General features: G+C 70.1%; 14 protein-coding genes. 5 read left to right on the top strand and 9 right to left on the bottom strand.

All coding sequences use genetic code 11. The annotated features are described in order from the left end of the window. The first annotated feature begins 241 nt into the window (after window positions 1-241). From QM611_RS00865 to QM611_RS00855, 3 genes are all read left to right on the top strand, one after another. On the top strand, window positions 242-1303 hold the full coding sequence (locus tag QM611_RS00865; RefSeq protein ID WP_415077999.1) for an Rv2578c family radical SAM protein: 1062 nt from the start codon (window positions 242-244) through the stop codon (window positions 1301-1303). Between the two features lie 79 nt (window positions 1304-1382). After that, window positions 1383-1616, top strand: a complete 234-nt coding sequence (locus tag QM611_RS00860; protein WP_415077998.1) for a hypothetical protein — start codon at window positions 1383-1385, stop codon at window positions 1614-1616. 2 nt (window positions 1617-1618) lie between these two features. Beyond that, window positions 1619-2053 carry a type II toxin-antitoxin system VapC family toxin gene (locus QM611_RS00855; protein WP_415077997.1) on the top strand — a complete coding sequence of 145 codons (435 nt, stop codon included), beginning with the start codon at window positions 1619-1621 and terminating at the stop codon, window positions 2051-2053. A 151-nt stretch (window positions 2054-2204) separates the two neighbouring features. Here the strand turns inward: QM611_RS00855 and QM611_RS00850 are convergent, their stop codons facing one another. Genes QM611_RS00850 through QM611_RS00840 form a run of 3 tightly spaced genes read right to left on the bottom strand, consistent with a single transcriptional unit; the run spans window position 2205 to window position 4734 of the window. Continuing rightward, a complete protein-coding gene (locus tag QM611_RS00850; RefSeq protein WP_415077996.1) occupies window positions 2205-2603 on the bottom strand; it encodes a PIN domain-containing protein in 399 nt (132 codons plus the stop codon). Beyond that, window positions 2588-2845, bottom strand: a complete 258-nt coding sequence (locus QM611_RS00845; protein ID WP_415077995.1) for a type II toxin-antitoxin system Phd/YefM family antitoxin — start codon at window positions 2843-2845, stop codon at window positions 2588-2590. Before QM611_RS00845 ends, QM611_RS00850 begins: the two co-directional genes overlap by 16 nt. 53 nt (window positions 2846-2898) lie before the next feature. After that, a complete protein-coding gene (locus QM611_RS00840) occupies window positions 2899-4734 on the bottom strand; it encodes a DEAD/DEAH box helicase (RefSeq protein ID WP_415077994.1) in 1836 nt (611 codons plus the stop codon). 350 nt (window positions 4735-5084) lie between these two features. Here QM611_RS00840 and QM611_RS00835 point away from each other — a divergent pair, with 350 nt between their 5' ends. After that, window positions 5085-6002 (top strand): aldose 1-epimerase family protein, encoded by a 918-nt coding sequence (locus tag QM611_RS00835; protein ID WP_415077993.1) that lies wholly within the window; start codon window positions 5085-5087, stop codon window positions 6000-6002. A gap of 961 nt (window positions 6003-6963) precedes the next feature. On the opposite strand, the gene QM611_RS00830 is transcribed toward QM611_RS00835, so the two are convergent. From QM611_RS00830 to QM611_RS00805, 6 genes are all read right to left on the bottom strand, one after another. Beyond that, entirely contained in the window at window positions 6964-10230 is a 3267-nt protein-coding gene (locus QM611_RS00830; RefSeq protein ID WP_415077992.1) for an efflux RND transporter permease subunit, read from the bottom strand. 138 nt (window positions 10231-10368) lie between these two features. Next, window positions 10369-11532 (bottom strand): alpha/beta hydrolase family protein, encoded by a 1164-nt coding sequence (locus tag QM611_RS00825; protein ID WP_415077991.1) that lies wholly within the window; start codon window positions 11530-11532, stop codon window positions 10369-10371. A 3-nt stretch (window positions 11533-11535) separates the two neighbouring features. After that, the gene (locus QM611_RS00820; RefSeq protein WP_415077990.1) at window positions 11536-12330 is read right to left on the bottom strand and encodes an SDR family NAD(P)-dependent oxidoreductase; all 795 of its coding nucleotides are present in this window, start codon (window positions 12328-12330) and stop codon (window positions 11536-11538) included. Beyond that, entirely contained in the window at window positions 12327-12743 is a 417-nt protein-coding gene (locus QM611_RS00815) for a VOC family protein (protein WP_415077989.1), read from the bottom strand. Before QM611_RS00815 ends, QM611_RS00820 begins: the two co-directional genes overlap by 4 nt. A 19-nt stretch (window positions 12744-12762) precedes the next feature. Beyond that, window positions 12763-13305, bottom strand: coding sequence for a cupin domain-containing protein (locus tag QM611_RS00810; protein WP_415077988.1), 543 nt, complete (start codon window positions 13303-13305; stop codon window positions 12763-12765). Continuing rightward, window positions 13302-14429 (bottom strand): FAD-dependent monooxygenase, encoded by a 1128-nt coding sequence (locus QM611_RS00805; protein ID WP_415077987.1) that lies wholly within the window; start codon window positions 14427-14429, stop codon window positions 13302-13304. The genes QM611_RS00810 and QM611_RS00805 overlap by 4 nt, the downstream gene beginning before the upstream one ends. Before the next feature lie 166 nt (window positions 14430-14595). Here QM611_RS00805 and QM611_RS00800 point away from each other — a divergent pair, with 166 nt between their 5' ends. Next, window positions 14596-15531 (top strand): VOC family protein, encoded by a 936-nt coding sequence (locus tag QM611_RS00800; RefSeq protein WP_415077986.1) that lies wholly within the window; start codon window positions 14596-14598, stop codon window positions 15529-15531. Window positions 15532-15551 lie beyond the last annotated feature (20 nt).

The following is a 15551-nucleotide window of genomic DNA, read 5'->3' as shown; positions in this document are numbered from 1 at the left end:
TGGGCGAGCGGTTCGCGGGCGGCGCGAGCGGCGGGCTGTGCGCGGTGGCGCGCGCGTGCAGCGTGCTGCGGGCCGGGGGGAGTCACCCATCTATTGTGCTCCTTCTTCTGGGAGAGCCCCGAACGCGGTGTGTCGGAGCCCGGCGCCAGCGTGCGACCGAGCGGGCCCTGGCGGCATCCTTGTTTCTATGTTTTCGCTCCTTCGCCTTGACTGACTATCGTATTTATGTTCTCCTGAGCATATGCGATGGCAGGGACAAGAGCTGGGCGTGGCCGACGCCTCGGCGCTGCCCGGGCTCGAGCGCATCGACGGTCTCGTGCGCTCGGTGACCACGCCCGAGTTCGCCGGCGTGACCTTCCACGAGGTGATGGCCAAGAGCGCCCTGAACCACGTGCCCGGGTCATCCGCCATGCCCTTCGACTGGACGATCAACCCGTATCGGGGCTGCAGCCATGCCTGCGCCTACTGCTTTGCCCGCAGCACGCACGAGTACCTCGACCTCGACGCCGGGCACGACTTCGACTCGCAGGTCGTCGTCAAGGTCAACGTGGCCGACGTGCTGCGGCGCGAGCTCGCGCGCGGGTCGTGGCGGCACGAGCCGGTGATGCTCGGCACGAACACCGATCCCTACCAGCGCGCCGAGGGCCGGTACCGCCTCATGCCCGGCATCGTCGACGCGCTCGCCGAGTCGGGCACGCCGTTCTCGATCCTGACCAAAGGCACGCTGCTGCGTCGAGACCTGCCCCTGCTGGCCGAGGCCGCCCAGCTCGTGCGCGTGTCGGTCGCGCTGTCGATCGCGGTGTTCGACGACGCGCTGCAGCGTTCCGTCGAGCCCGGCACGCCGACGACAGCCGCACGCCTTGACACCGTGCGCGCGGCGGCGGAGGCGGGCTTCGACGTGACGGTGTTCCTCATGCCGGTGCTGCCGCACCTCACCGACTCGATCCCCACGCTCGACGACGCGCTCACGCGGATTCGGGATGCCGGGGCCGCCCGCGTCGTCTACGGCGCGCTGCACCTGCGGCCCGGCGCCAAGCAGTGGTTCATGCAGTGGCTGCGGCGCGAGCATCCCGAGCTCGTCTCGTCGTACCTCGGGCTGTACCCGGGCGCGGCCGCGTACGCGCCGAAGGCGTACCGGTCGTGGCTCGCGAAGCGGGTGCGCCCGCTGTTGCGCGTGCACGGGCTCGACGGCCGGGCCGACGCCGACCAGCGGCGCGGCTCGCGCGTGCCGGGCCGAGCGACGCGGTCGCAGATCGTCACGACCTCGCGCGGGCGCGTTGCGGACGACGCGAGGCTGTTCTAGGTGGAGACAGAAAACCGTACTCCCGTATTAAAACCGTACTCCCGTATTTCAGATACGGGAGTACGGGTACACTGGCCGCATGAAGACGACCATCGACCTGCCCGACAGCCTCGCGATGGAAGCGAAAGCGACCGCTCGCGCCGAGGGCACGACACTGCGAGAGCTCGTCGTCGAAGCGCTGCGCGGCGAACTCGACCGGCGGCGAAGCGTCGGCCCGGTCGACTTCCACTTCCCCACGGCCGGCGGCAGCGGCCTCGTCGCGGAGCTCGACCCCGCCGACGCGATCGCGCGCTCCTACGGCCTGCCGGGCTGACCATGATCGCGATCGACACGAACCTGTTGGTCTACGCCCACCGCGAAGACAGCCCGCACCACGCGGCGGCAGCCGAGGTGCTGCGCGAGCTCGCAGGCGGCGTGGGAGCGTGGGCGGTCCCGTGGCCCTGCGTGCACGAGTTCCTCGCCGTGGTGACGCATCCACGCGTCTACGCGCCGCCGACTCCGCCCGCTGTCGCCCTCGCCGCCGTGGACGCGCTCGCGGCGTTGCCGAACCTCCGGTTGCTGCACGAATCGCCGAGCCACCTCGTCGAGCTCGACCGTCTTCTGTCGCGAGGCGACGTCACCGGGGCGCGCGTGCACGACGCCCGCATCGCCGCCATCTGCATCGCGCACGGCGTCAGCGAGCTGTGGTCGGCCGACCGCGACTTCTCGTGGTTCCCTGCCTTGCGCACCCGCAACCCGCTCGCGCACTGACCGCCGGCCCGCCCCCGGCGAGTCGCGGGCACCGGCATCCATTCCCCAGATCAGGCCATTTCGCGTGGTCAGGACGTTCCGAGCCAGATCGTCCTGACGACGCCAGATCAGGAGATTTGGGTAACCGGCGATCGAGGCCATGGCGTGAGCGTCAGGGCGACTCGGCGAGGACTCCCGGGAGACTGCCGAACCGTGCGGTGGCGTCACGGCTGAGAATCGTGCGCCCGGTCTCGGCCGCGTGGGCCGCGATGATGAGGTCGTGCACGCCCCGCGGCTTTCCGTCTCGGCGAGTGGCGGCGAGCAGTCGCGCGTGCTCGGCCGCCGTCCGCTCGGTGTAGTCGAGCACATCGACGCCGGTCAGCACGAGCGCCAGGAAGCGAGCACGGTCGGCCGCTCGCTCGACCGTGCCGGCCAGTTCGATCCCGACGCGGAACTCGGCCACCGTGACGGCCGCGATGGCGAGCTCGTCGGCATCCAACGACGCTCGATCAAGCGTGCCGCGCTCGTACTCGATGAGCAGATTGGTGTCGAGGATCAGTCGTCGCGCCACGTGTCCGCTCCATCGTCAGCGACGAACTGGAGCGCGGACTCGATGTCGTTCATCAGGTCGGCATCGAGTGGCGGCGCGCCCTCGAGCGCGGCTCGCAGATCTCGACCCGTGCGGCCGCCCGCCGGCCTGATCTCCGCGACGACACGATTGCCTCTCGTCACGACGACGGACTCGCCGTTCTCGACAGCGTCCAGCAAGTCGGAGAACCGACGAGAGGCCTCGGTCGCGGTCAAGGTTCGCATGCAATCAGATTATCAGATTCCGTTCGTGGGAGCCGACCCGGGAAGCGAGCGGGCTACACGCGCTCCTGGCGGCCGGAGAGCTCCTCGAGCAGGTCGTCGCCGGGGCGCACCTCGTCGAACGGCGCGTCGATCTCGGCGCGGTCGAGCAGCTCGGCCATGCGCCGGCGACGCTGGCGCGTGACGAGCGTCACGACCGAGCCCTGACGGCCGGCGCGCCCGGTGCGGCCGGAACGGTGCAGGTACGCCTTGAACTCGTCGGGAGCGTCGGCTTGCACCACGAGGTCGATGTCGTCGACGTGGATGCCGCGGGCCGCGACATCCGTCGCCACCAGCACACTCACGCGGCCGGAGGTCAACCGCTCGAGGTTGCGCGTGCGCTTGGCCTGGTTGAGGTCGCCGTGCAGCGCGACGGCGCGGATGCCGGCGTCGTCGAACTGCTCGGCGAGCATCTCGGCGTACGCGCGGGTGCGCGCGAACACGAGCGTCTTGCCGTCGCGGTCGACGAGCGAGCCGAGGATCTCGGCCTTGTCGCGGTGGTCGATCACGAGCACGCGGTGCTCGATCGTGCCGGAGTCCTGGTCTTCGCCGGCGACCTCGTGCACAGCCGGGTCGACGAGGAACTCGTCGACGAGCGCGGCGACCTCACGGTCGAGCGTGGCCGAGAACAGCAGCTTCTGCGCGCCGTCAGCGACGAGCCGCAGGATGCGCTGCATCGGCTCGAGGAAGCCCAGCTCCGACATGTGGTCGGCCTCGTCGAGCACGACGATCCGCACTTCGGACAGATCGAGCTTGCCCTGCTCGATGAGGTCTTCGATGCGGCCGGGCGTGCCGATCACGATGTCGACGCCCTTCTTCAGCGCCCCGACCTGCCGCGCCTGCGGCACGCCGCCGTAGATCTGCGTCGTGAACAGGCCGACGCTGCGCGCGATGGGCTGGATCGTGCGGTCGATCTGCAGCGCGAGCTCGCGCGTGGGTGCGAGGATGAGCGCCTTCGGCGAGCGGCCGAACACGCGTTTCTGCCCTGCCTGGCTCTGCAGGATCGACTCGACCAGCGGCGCGCCGAACGCGATCGTCTTGCCCGAGCCGGTGCGGCCGCGCGCGAGCACGTCGCTGCCGGCGAGGATCGGGGGGATGGTCGCAGCCTGAATGGGGAAGGGATGCTGCGCGCCCAGCTCCGCGAGCGCCTTCACGATGTTCTGCCCGAGGCCGAGGGCGCCGAACGTGACGTCCGCGACGTCTTCCGCCTGCACGGCCTCGGCTTGCAGGCGCTCGTGCACAACGTCGACCCGGTCGTCGTGGTCGCGGCGCGGGCGATCGTCGAAGCGACCACTGGTCGCCCCGCGAACCGCAGGCGAGTCGAAACGCCTGTGCCCCTCAGCCTCACGGCGGCGCGGCGCGTTTCGTCTCGGGCGCTCCACGCCCTCGCGGGGCGACCGGGAGCGGTCGTCGCGCCGCGGACGGTCGTCGTCACGGCGCGGACGGTCGTCGACGTCGCGGCGCGGACGGTCGTCGTAATCACGACGCGGCCGGTCGTCCCGGTACGACGGGCGTCCGTCGCCGAACGCGCGGCGGTCGTCGCGCGGGACGCGATCGCCGCGACCCCCTCGCGCCGAGTCCGGCGCGTCCCGTCGCGCGCGATCGTCGTGGGCGTGGGTGCGGATGCCGCGCGCGGCATCCCTCCCGGCCCTCTCCTGGGCCGTCCACCGGCGCTTGGGCGCGCCGTCCGCCTCTTGCGGACGGTGGCCGCGATGGCCGGGGCTCTTGCTGCCGGGCTTGCCCGCAGACGACTCTCCGGGGCGGCGCTTGCGGTCCTGGTAAGCGGTCTTCTTGCCGTAGCGCGGCTCGAAGTTCTGCGCGCGGCCGCCGGCCGGCTTCTTGTTCTTGGGCATGGAGGGATCTCCTGGGACGAGCGAGCGCGCCCGGGGGCATCCGGGGCAGTTCGCGGGGATGGTTCATGCGCGCCACGCGGCGCTCACCATCGGCCCACAGACTCACAAACCCATCCGCGACACGTCGCGGTGTCCAGAGCCGACCGGTCCACGCTACCCGATCGCAGTGCCACGAGCCTGAGAGGACACCACACGCGCGCACCCCGCCGCAAGGAAAGTGGCGCCTCGTGCCGCATCCCAGCGCTCAACCCGGCACGACGCGCCACCTTCGCGTGCCGCCGGCGTGCCGAGACGACGCCGACCTGCGCAAGGGGCCCCACGGCGCCGCGACCCGCGCTAGCGTGAGGGGCGTGACCCACCAGCCCGCCGAGCCCACCGGCATCCAGTTCTCCCTTCGCCGTGGCGCTGTCGAGGCGCACATCGCCCAGGTCGGCGCGTCGTTGCGCGGACTGAGCGTCGGCGGCGTCGACCTCGTGCCGCCGTACCCGCTGGGAAGGCCCAGCCCTGCCGCCTCCGGGGTCGTGCTCGTGCCGTGGCCCAATCGCATCCGCGACGGCGTGTGGACCCTCGCCGGCGCCGCGCAGCAGCTGGCGATCACCGAGCCGAAGACGAACAATGCCAGCCACGGACTGCTGCGGTACACGCCGTACGATGTCGCGATCCGCACCGCCGCGGAGATCGAGCTCACCGCGACGGTGTTCCCGCAGCAGGGGTATCCGTTCCAGCTCGACACGTCGGTGCGCTACGCGCTCGCCGACGATGGAGTGCGCGTCACGCACACCATCAAGAACACGGGGGCGGATGCGGCCCCGGTCGCCGTGGGCACGCATCCGTACGTCATGGTCGGCGGCGTCGACACCGACGACCTCGTGCTCACGGCCCCGGCCGGCACGCGCTTCCGCGTCGACGACAGACTGCTGCCGGTTGCCGAGGAGGCCGTCGACGGCACCGACTTCGACCTGCGAGCCGGTCGGCGCGTCGGCGACATCGAGCTCGACACCGGATTCGGCGGCGTCGAGCGCGACGCCGACGGCCTCGCCCGCTACACGCTCACGGCGCCGGACGGCCGGCGGGCGACACTGTGGGCGGGGGCCGGATTCGACTTCGTGCAGCTGTTCACGACGACGAGATACCCCGGCCAGCGCAAGGCCGTCGCGATCGAGCCGATGACCGCTCCCGCCGACGCGTTCAACAGCGGAGTCGGCGTGCGCTGGCTCGCGCCGGGAGAGACGTGGTCGCTGGAGTGGGGTATCAGCCTGGAGATCTGACCACCGCCTGACGGCGGGTGCGGCCTCAGCCGACACGCCGGCCGGGAAGGCGCCGACCGGCCGCCCCAGCTGATATACCGCTCTGGCCCGCGCATTTCCCAGCCGGAGGCGATACCCTTAATCCAGCGGCGCTTGCCGTTGCGCTGGGGAAGCGTACAGCCCATCCGGCGCTTTGAATGCATCGGGCCGGGGAACGGGGAGTCCGACGTATTCGGAGCGCCCCGACAGATTAGCTCCCGGCACATGACTTCGCTGACGCTGAACATCCGACCCGGCATCACCGCCGACCTCCTCCTCGAGCCTGCGCTGCGCGTGCGCGCACTCTCCGCGCGCCTCACGCCGCGAAACCTCGCGCTGATCATCATCATGATCCTCGCGGTGGGCACGAGCCTCTCCATCGCCACCACGACCGCGACGGGCTGGTGGTCGCTGCACTTCAGCGAGCTCGGCACGACCGGCGACTTCTCCGCGCGCGTGTTCAACGGCACGCTGATCACCGCCGGGGCGCTCATCGCGGTCTACTCCGCGCGCGTGCACGCCGAGCTGCGCGCGCTCACGCCGGTGCGGCGCGTCAAGCACTCGCGCACGTTCGTCGTGCTCAACGCGTCGGTCGGCATCCACCTGCTGGGCGTCGGCTGCATCCCGCTGACGCTCAACTCGTTCTGGCACGACCGGGCCGCGTCGGGGCTCATGGCGTCGTTCCTCGGCATGCTCGTCATCGTGATCGTGCGTCGGCGCGTGCTGCCCGTGCTGCTGCTGCAGGCCACGTACGGCACGGCGGCGATTCTCGCCGGCGCGATCGTCGTCTTCATCTTCGGCGGCATCAACCTGGCCGTGCTCGAGATCTTCGGCTTCGCGCTGATGTTCAGCTGGGTGGGCGTGTTTACCAAGTGCCTGGCGGGCGGGATGCAGCGGCACCCTGCCAGCGACCCGGCCGAAGCCGGTGCCGACGAGGCGTCGCTCAGCGATCCGATCGCCGCAGCGACCGACGCGTCGGCGCGGCCTGCTCGCCCGGCGTGGCCTGCCGCACCGGAGACAGCGACGGGATGGCGTTCGCGCTCACCGCATCTGGTCCCCCGGCGGTTCCTGGCGCGGCAGCGGCATCCTGCATCGCTCCCTCCGGCATCGGCGCACCGTCGCCCGCCCGAGCGGCCCGCCTCGCGGCCCGGCGCTCCTTCGCTCCCTCGACGAGGTTGTAGAGCGTCGGCAGCACGACCAGAGTCAGCAGCGTCGACGAGATAAGCCCGCCGATCACGACGACCGCGAGCGGCTGCGAAATGAAGCCGCCGTGGCCCGTGATGCCCATCGCCATCGGCGTGAGCGCGAAGATCGTGGCCAGCGCGGTCATCAGGATCGGACGAAGCCGGCGCGAGCCGCCCGCGATCGTCGCGTCGTGGGCGGACAGGCCCTTCTCGCGGTACTGGTTGACGAGGTCGACGAGCACGATCGCGTTCGTCACGACGATGCCGATGAGCATGAGCACGCCGATGAGCGACGCGACGCCCAGCGGCACGCCGGTGGCGATCTGCAGCAAAATCGCGCCGGTCGCCGCGAACGGCACCGACACGAGCAGCAGCACGGGCTGGCGCAGCGATTTGAAGGTCGCCACCATCACGATGTAGACGATGAGGATCGCGGCGAGCATCGCGAGCCCGAGCTGGGCGAACGAGTCTTGCTGCTGCGAGAGCACGCCGCCGATCTCGGCGCGCGCGCCGGTGGGCAGGTCGAGCCCCTCCAGCGCCTCGTTCACCGTCACCGACGCGGCGTTGAGGTCGTCGGTGGAGGGGGTGGCCGTGACCGTCGCCGTGCGCTGCCCGCGCTGGGTGGTGATCGACGTCGGCCCCTCGCTCTGCGTGACGCTGGCGACCTCGCTCAGGTCGACCGGCCCGGTCGCGCTCGGCACTTCGAGGCGGCGCAGCTCGCGCGCGGTGCGGGGCGGGTCGGATGCCGCGAGGTACACCGTCAACGCGGTGCCGTCGATCTCGACGGCGCCGATCGACTGCGGCTGCATGGCGCCCGACACGAGCGCGCCCACCGCGACCTCCGACAAGCCGAGCTCCGCGGCCTTGTCGCGGTCGACGACGACGGCGATGTACGGCAGCGACGCCGACAGATTGGATGCCACCTGGCCGATGCCGTCGCGGCCCGACACGGCGTCGACGACGGCATCCGTCGCCTCGCGCAGCGTCTCCTGGTCGGTCGCCGTCACGTCGATCTCGACGTCGGTGGACGCGAACCCGTCGCCCCCGGCGATCGTGATCTCGCCCGCGTCGTCGAGGCTGGTGACAGCCTCCTGCACCTCCTCGCGCAGCGCGACCTGGTCGGTGTCGGCGTCGGTGGTGATGGAGTACGTGATGCCGCCCGACCCCCCGTTGAAGGCGTCGCGCAGCGCCGAGCCGCTCGAGCCGATCGAGGTCTGCACCGTCTCGATGCCGTCGATGCCCTTCAGCGCGTCCTCCACCGCCGCGGCGGCGGTGCTAGAGGCCTTCAGGCTCGGCGACGCCCCGATCTTCTGGGTCATCGTGAAGGTGTTCTGCCCGCTGTCGCCGAGGAAGTTCGTCTTCATGAGCGGCGCGGCGGCGATCGTGCCGCCGAGCACGAGCACGGCCAGCAGCAGTGTCGTCCACGAGTGCCGCAGCGTCCAGCGCAACACCGGCAGGTACGCCTTCTGCAGTCGGCTGGGCGGGGCCGCCGGGTCTTCCGGGTCGATGTGCGCGCCGTCGCTGTCGCGAACCGGCTTGCCCGGCCGCAAGAACCAGTAGGCGAGCACCGGCACGATCGTCAGCGACACGAGCAGCGAGGCGGTCATCGCGATCGCGACGGTGAGCGCGAACGGGCGGAACAGCTCGCCCGTGACATCCCCCACGAACGCGATCGGCAGGAACACCGCGACCGTCGTGACCGTCGACGCCGAGATCGCCATCGCGACCTCGCGCACCGCCCGCACGATCGACTCGCGCTTGTCGGCGTGACCGACGTAGTGGCGCTTGATGTTCTCGATCACCACGATCGAGTCGTCGACGACGCGGCCGATCGCGATCGTGAGGGCGCCGAGGGTCAGGATGTTGAGCGAGTAGCCGAACGCCTGGATGCCGACGAACGTGACGAGAACGCTCGTCGGGATCGAGATCGCGGTCACCAGCGTCGAGCGCACCGACAGCAGGAACAGCAGGATCACGATCACCGCGAAGACGAGGCCCAGCAGGCCCTCCTGCGCGAGCGACTCGATCGACTGCTGGATGTACGGGGCCTGGTCGAAGACGACCGTGAACTCGGCCTCGTCGCCGAGGTCGTCGGCAAGGTCGGGCAGCACGGCGGTCACCGCGCGCGACACGTCGACGGTGTTGGCCGCCGGGAGCTTGGTGACCGCGATGGTCAGGGCGGGCTCGCCGCCCACACGCGAGATGGTGGTGACGGGGTCCTGCTTCTGCGCGACCTTCGCGACGTCGGAGATCGTCACGTCGCCGGCGCGGAACTGCTTCGCGGTGGAGGGCACCAGCGGCAGCTTCTTGATCTCGGAGACGCTCGTGAGCTTGGCGCCGGTCTGCACCGTGAGCGTCTCGTCGCCCCGGGTGAGGTCTCCACCGGGGAAGAGCACGCCGTTCTCGTCGAGCGCGTCGCGGATCGCCTGCTGCGTGTAGCCCTTCTTCTCGAGCTTGTCGTCGTCGGGGGTGATCGTCACCCGCAGCCCCCGGCCGCCGACGATCTGGGCGGAGCTGACGCCGTCGACATCCTCGAGGTCGGGGATGACCGCCGCCTCGAGCTGGGACTGGACGCGCTTCTCGTCGTCGTAGCCGGTGACGGCGATCTGGATGACGGGGAAATCGTCGATCGAGAACGACACCACGTTCGGCTCGACGCCGTCGGGCAGGTCGTCTTTGATGCGGTTGATCGCCTGCATGATCTTCTGCTCGGCGGTGGCGAGATCGGTGCCGTAGGTGAACGATGTCTGCACGACCGACGCGTTCGTCGTGCTGGTCGCGCTCGTGGACTCGAGCCCGGGAATGCCTTGGATGGCGGTCTCGATCGGCGTCGAGACGTCGTTGTCGACCACGTCGGGCGAGGCGCCGGTGTACGTCGAGACGATCGAAAGCTGCGGGAACTCGATCGACGGGATGAGCTCTTGCTTGAGGTTGGTGAGCGCGAGGCCGCCGAAGATCGCCGCGACAATGGTGATGAGCGCGATGAGCGCGCGGTTGCGCAGGCTCAGGACGGCCAGATTCGACACGGGGCCTCTCAGTCTTTCGACGCGGGCGGGATTTCGACACGGGCGGGTTCGCCGACCGGTCGGCCAACGCCCATCCAGTCTGGTGTGTCCACGCCCGCTCGAGCCTGGGTGGCGGCTGGGAGTCGAGAACCCGGAGTGCTACGGGGATGTCTCCGCGAACGTCTCGGCGACCCAGTCGGCGATGATGCCGGCCACGTAGGGCATGTTGTCCAGCGAAATGTGCTCGGTGCCGCCCTCGGGATCGTCGAACAGCCGCAGCTCGCGCTTGGAGCTGTTCACCGCCTGCGCGAACGACTGGTGCGCGTACTTCACGTCGATCTGACGGTCGCCGACGCCGTGGGTCACCAGGAACGGCGCCGTGATCCTCTCGACGACCCCGTTGAGGTGCATGCCCCGGGTCTTCTCGATGAAGTCGTCCATGTCGCTGGCGCCCCACACCCAGAACACGTGGTCCCAGTAGTGCGGCACCGGGTTCTCGCCCTCACGCTGCCGGCGCCGTTGCTGAACCTCGAACCAGTTGTGGTTCGCCCCCCACGCGACACCCAGCTTCAAGCGCTTCTCGAACGCGAGCGCTCGAGGCGCGTAGTACCCGCCGAGCGACCAGCCGACGATGCCGATCCGTTCGACGTCCACGGCAAACGACGACGCGCACTGCTCCAGCCAATCAACGATCGCGGCCGCCCACACCTCGGTGTCGTGGCGGGCCGTCAGACCGCGCAGCCGCAAGGCTTCCCCGGAACCGGGGGTGTCCACCATGAGCGTGGAGACACCGCGCTGGGCGAGCATCTGCGGAAACTGCGAGTAGTACATCATCTCCTTGGTCGAATCCAGCCCATTCCACTGGATGACGACCGGGTGCGGCCCCTCGCCGGGCGCGCGGTAGAAGTACCCGGGCAGCGACGACTCCGCGTACGGGATCTCCACTCGCGTGAGCGGAGCCCCCACCAGCTCGACGTGCTTGAGAAGCAGGTCCATCGACTTCTGGTAGGCGGCGTTGCGCCCCGCCCAGCTCGGTGATTGCAGCCGCTCCGCCTGCGACGTGTACAACGACGCGCGGTAGTACGTCTCACCCGCGCCGATACGGCGGCCGCGCGCCTCGTCGTCCTCCGCCTTCGCGACCAGACGGTCCGCGACCGCCGCCCACGACGCGTAAAGCTCCTCGGTGCCCGCGTCCGCGCCGTGCTGCGAGGCCAGAAGCACCGGCTTGCACGCACGGTCCACCTCGTCGATGTAGCCGCCGTTGTTGAGCGTGGCGACGACGGACATGCTCCACACGTAGTTGGTGGGGAAGTACATGAACATGGCCTACTCCGTACCTGTTCGGGGGCGCACGGCGTCGGACAGGAACGTCGCGACTCCGGACAGCAGCTGGCCGCCGTCGACTCCGACCTCGGCGCCGGTGACGTACGACGCGGCGTCCGACAGCAGGAACACCACGACCTGCGCGACCTCCTCCGCCTCGCCGCCGCGGCGCAGGGGCGAGACCGCGATGTTCGCGTCGAGGAAGGCCGGCGGAGCACTCGCGGTCATCTCGGTGCGGATGTAGCCGGGATGGACGATGTTGACTCGGATGCCGCGCGGACCGAGCTCGGTCACGCACGAGTGCGAAAGGCCCCGCAACGCCCACTTGCTCGTCGTGTACGCGGCCGTGTAGTGCCCCGTCACGCCCGCGGCCGAGCCGATGTTCACGATCGCGGATCCCGGCCCCATGAGCGGGAGCAGCGCCTGGATGCCGAGCATCGCGCCCGTGACGTTGACGGCCAGGATGCGGTCCCAGTCGGCGCGCTCGACGTCGCCGATGCGCGTGCGCTGGGTCACCCCGGCGTTGTTCACGAGGCCTTTGAGCCGGCGCCCGTCAAGCTCCGCGGCCAACTCCGTCCACGCCCGTTCGTCCGTGACATCGAGGCGCCGGTAGGCGACCGTGCCGGGCAGGCTCGCCGCGGCCGACAGCAGGTCGGGCGCCGCGTCGCGGACGTCGGCGGCGACGACGTGCGCGCCTTGGCCCGCCAGCAGCAGTGCTTCCTGCGCGCCCTGGCCCTGCGCGGCGCCGGTCACAACGAAGAGCCCGCCCGCGAGCCCGGGAAGCCGGTAGTCGTTCACGCGGCCACCGCGCCGTCACGATCGAGGAGCTCGAGGTAGTTGCCCTCGGGGTCGGTCACGAACGCGAACCGCACCCCGGGCTCCGGCGAATCGCCCGGAAACGCGATGGGCTGCGCGCCGGCGGCGACCAGCGCGTCGAACGTCGTGTCCACATCGGCCACACGGAAGCAGATGTGCGCCCAGCCCTGCGCGAGCAGCTCGTCGGGCGGATTCGTCGCCGGACGCCGATGCGTCGAACCGCGCCGCTCGAGCAGCTCGATGGCAAGACCGTCCGGGCCGAGCAGGAACACGCCGCGCAGCCCGATCGCGGCGATCTCGAACGCTTGGGCGGCCTCGAACCCGAAGGCGCGCTGATACCACGCGCGTTGCGCATTGAGGTCCTGGACGGACAGCGCGATGTGGTCGACGTGCATGTGTGCTCCCTCTGTCGTGTCAGTCGCGTGGGCCGTGGCGCATGAGCCCGTCGCGGACGTCGTCGGGGAGCACCCCGAGGACGTCCGCTCCGAATCGCGCTCCGACGAGCACGAACGCGACGCGGGCGATGTCATCGCCACGGTTCGCCCACGCGTGGTCGGTGCCGCGCTGGATGACGATGTCCCCCGCTCGAGCGGTCACCTCGCTGTCGTCGAGGACCAGAGTGATCTCCCCCTCCAGCACGATGCCGTAGTCGATCGACTCGGTGCGGTGCACGGGCGATTGCAGCCCGCGCTCGTCGAGATGCCCGGGGAGGAACTCGTTGATGCGAATGCGGGTGCCGTCGCGCGGCGGCGGCACGGTCACCGATCCGGCCGTCGGGTCCTCCGCCCCCGCGCCGATCACGGCCGGCGATGACGGAGTGACCCAGACCTCGTGGAACGCGACCCCGTCCTGCGGCAGCTCTTTGGTGACAGGCACTGGAGCGTCGCTGACGACGACGGAGGCCCCCGTCGAGTCGTGGCCGGTGACGATACGGCGCGGCACCCGATACCCGGTCACGGCTCCGCCACCAGCGCGGCGAGGGCAGCCGCCATCACGCGAGCAGGGTCGGCGTCGGGATCGCCCGGGTTCTGCTCCCATCGCGCCAACTGCAGCGAGGCGTCGACCACGCCCTTCAGCCGCGGGATGCGACGCGCGTAGAAGTCGGCCAGCTGTTGCTCCCAGTCTCCCTCCCGTGTGACGTGCTCGGCGAACAACAGCGCGTCCTCGAGGCATTGCGCAGCCCCTTGGGCGATCAGCGGAGGCACCGCGTGCACGGCCTCGCCCAAAGCGATGACTCGGCCTCGGTGCCACGGCTGGTCGGCAAAGATCCACTCGATCTCTTGGAAGTTCAAGAACGTGTCGGGCCCGATCGATTCGCGCAGGAAGTCGTACTCGCCGTGGAAGCCCGCCATGAGCCGTCTGACCTCCTGCCACCCGTCCAGGCCGTTGTCGGGGCGTTGCGGCCGACACAGCACAAAGACGTAGCACTGGGTGGCGCTGACGGGGGTGTAGCCGACTTTGAACGCCCCGCCGTCGTCGGAGAGCGGGAACCCGATGCCGCCGGTCATCTGCGGGGTTCGGTCGGTGACGGCGCGCCAGATCCCCAGACCGCTCGGCGAGCGCTCCTCGGTGATGCCGAGCGTGGGCCGTGTCCGCGACTTGATGCCCTCGGCGATGACGATGGCATCCCAGGTCTCGGTCGTGCCGTCGGAGAGCACCGACGTCGCCGAGTCGCCGTGGCTCTCATGCCCCGTGAGCTCGAGTCCGAGCCGGATCTCCACCCCCACCGACGTCGCCTTGGTCACCAGGATCTCGTGCAGGTCGGGGCGCAGCGCGCCGATCGTGGCGGGCAGGTCGTCGCCGCCGGTCCGAGGCGTGTTCAGCTCGGACAGGACCGTGCCGTCGGAGAGCGTCAAAGTGACGCTCTCCTCGGGCTGGCCGACCGCGAGCACCTCGTCGATGACGCCGATCTCCCGGAACACGCGCAGCGCGTTGCCCTGGATCGTCAGTCCGTGGCCGACCCGCGCCCACGCCGCCGTGCGGTCGACGAGCGAGACCCGCACGGCGCGCTGAGCGAGTGCGATGGCCGTCGTCAACCCGGTGAAACCGCCGCCGACGACAAGCGCACTCCGAACCGGCATCCTCGCCTCCCACTCTCGCGGACACGTCCTCGCATCCACTGCCTGACGCTATGTCCCCGGCGCAGCCGACGGCAATCGTTCACCGCGATGGCTGATATCAGGCCGCTCGCGCCCATGGCGTCCTAGATTCGTGGAGACGGACCGAATCACCGAAAGAAGGTCGATCATGACGGAGCGGCTCGTCTCGCACCTGCGCTACGCCGCGCTGGCGGTGCCCAACTTCGAACAGGAACGGGACTTCTTCACGCGCCATTGGGGGCTGACCGAGGTCCATGCCGAGAGCGGCCTCAGCTACCTCGCGGCTGAAGGATCGTCCGAGCCGTTCATCCTCCGGCTGCGCGAAGACGACAAGCGCATCGACCTCGCCGGCTTCGGGGTCGCACGCCGCGAAGACGTCGACACCCTGGCCGCCAAGCTGCGCGCCGAAGGCGTCGCGTTCGTGCACGAGCCGCGCGAGCTCAGCGGATTCGGCGGCGGCTACGGCTTTCGCGTCTTCGACGGCGACGGGCGCGTGCTCGAGTTCGCCAGCGGCTACCAGACGCGCGAAGCGCGCAAGATCCGCGAGCGCGAGCCGATCCCCGCGAAGCTCTCGCACATGGTGTTCAACACGCAGGATCTCAACCGGACCGCGCAATGGTACGTCGAGCACCTCGACTTCACCATCTCTGACTCGCTCGTCCGCCCGGACGGACTCGAGATCATGCACTTCCTGCGGTGCAACGCCAACCACCACTCCATCGCCGTCGCGATGGGCCCGCACCACTCGCTGCACCACTTGTCGTTCGAGATGCGGGGCATCGAGGAGTGGATGCGCGGCGCCGGCAAGATCCTGCGCTCGGGCGCCCGCATGATCTGGGGCCCCGGCCGGCACAACGCCGGGGACAACACGTTCGCGTACTTCCTCGACCCGGCCGGCAACACGATCGAGTACACGACCGAGCTCGCCATCGTCGACGACGACAACTGGGTGCCGCACCAGCACGACATCACCCACCTGTCCACACAGGACCAGTGGGGCACCGCGCAGGAGATGAGCGAGCTGGTCGCGCGCGAGTCGTTCAACGACATCGACAAGGGCCTGTTCGTCGCTCCTCCGGTGTGACCGGCCCACCCGCAGGCGCC

Origin of the sequence: Microbacterium sp. (assembly GCF_047606685.1) — a bacterium.
GTDB lineage: Bacteria > Actinomycetota > Actinomycetes > Actinomycetales > Microbacteriaceae > Microbacterium.
The sequence above is the reverse complement of the archived record's forward strand: the minus strand, read 5'-3'. Positions and strand labels throughout refer to the sequence as shown.

What these genes read in the sequence shown, in the direction of transcription:
- QM611_RS00865 (WP_415077999.1), top strand. Translation starts at nt 242, where the DNA reads ATGCGATGGCAGGGACAAGAGCTGGGCGTGGCCGACGCCTCGGCGCTG.
- QM611_RS00860 (WP_415077998.1), top strand. Translation starts at nt 1,383, where the DNA reads ATGAAGACGACCATCGACCTGCCCGACAGCCTCGCGATGGAAGCGAAA.
- QM611_RS00855 (WP_415077997.1), top strand. Translation starts at nt 1,619, where the DNA reads ATGATCGCGATCGACACGAACCTGTTGGTCTACGCCCACCGCGAAGAC.
- QM611_RS00845 (WP_415077995.1), bottom strand. Translation starts at nt 2,845, where the DNA reads ATGCGAACCTTGACCGCGACCGAGGCCTCTCGTCGGTTCTCCGACTTG.
- QM611_RS00840 (WP_415077994.1), bottom strand. Translation starts at nt 4,734, where the DNA reads ATGCCCAAGAACAAGAAGCCGGCCGGCGGCCGCGCGCAGAACTTCGAG.
- QM611_RS00825 (WP_415077991.1), bottom strand. Translation starts at nt 11,532, where the DNA reads ATGTTCATGTACTTCCCCACCAACTACGTGTGGAGCATGTCCGTCGTC.
- QM611_RS00815 (WP_415077989.1), bottom strand. Translation starts at nt 12,743, where the DNA reads ATGCACGTCGACCACATCGCGCTGTCCGTCCAGGACCTCAATGCGCAA.
- QM611_RS00805 (WP_415077987.1), bottom strand. Translation starts at nt 14,429, where the DNA reads ATGCCGGTTCGGAGTGCGCTTGTCGTCGGCGGCGGTTTCACCGGGTTG.
- QM611_RS00800 (WP_415077986.1), top strand. Translation starts at nt 14,596, where the DNA reads ATGACGGAGCGGCTCGTCTCGCACCTGCGCTACGCCGCGCTGGCGGTG.